Below are 611 nucleotides of genomic sequence, written 5' to 3' on the forward strand. Positions count from 1 at the left end.
TTTTTCTGGTGTTGGGCGTGTTCGATGGCGTGGCCCAGTACGTAGGTCCAGGCTTCGGGTAGTGGGCGTTGGTGTGGTTGGTTGGTCAAGGTGTCGGTGATGATCTGGCGCAACAGTTCTGGTGTGGTGGGGGGTAGGTGGTGGGGGTTTTTGGTGTCGTGGTCGCCGGCGAGCAGCCGCAGGGCCAGCAGCCCGAGTTTGTAGCTGTCGGTGTAGATGGTGGCCCGTTCCTCGCCAGAAGGACTGTCCCATCCCGGGGTTTCCATTTGGGGTAGTGCCGAGACGGCGTTGATCCGCATGGCGTCGCAGTCGATGAAGTAGACCGCTTCGTGCGGCGTCAGCGAGAACAGCAGGTTTTTCGGTGAGATATCACCGACGCACACACCGTGCTTGTGAAGAAACGCCAGGGCGGAGGCGACTTCGCGCAGCAGCGAATAACGTTGAACGTCATCGAGTTTGACGCCTCGGGCAGACAACACCGAAACATGATTGAGCAGATGCTGGAATTCGGCGGGGGTCCTTGACACGCCACCAACGGTGGTCAGGTCGATGAAAAACTGAGCGGGGATGGCTGGCATCACGAAACCCCGTGGCCTGCCGCTTTCTTCGAC

General features: G+C 59.7%; 1 protein-coding gene. It reads right to left on the reverse strand.

The window, feature by feature from the left end; genetic code table 11:
* Nucleotides 1–578: protein kinase family protein (locus tag A5707_RS20055; RefSeq protein WP_197495391.1), on the reverse strand; the 578-nt coding region annotated here is incomplete at its 3' end.
* Nucleotides 579–611: the final 33 nt, after the last annotated feature.

The organism is Mycobacterium kyorinense (assembly GCF_001672775.1).
Lineage (GTDB): Bacteria > Actinomycetota > Actinomycetes > Mycobacteriales > Mycobacteriaceae > Mycobacterium > Mycobacterium kyorinense_A.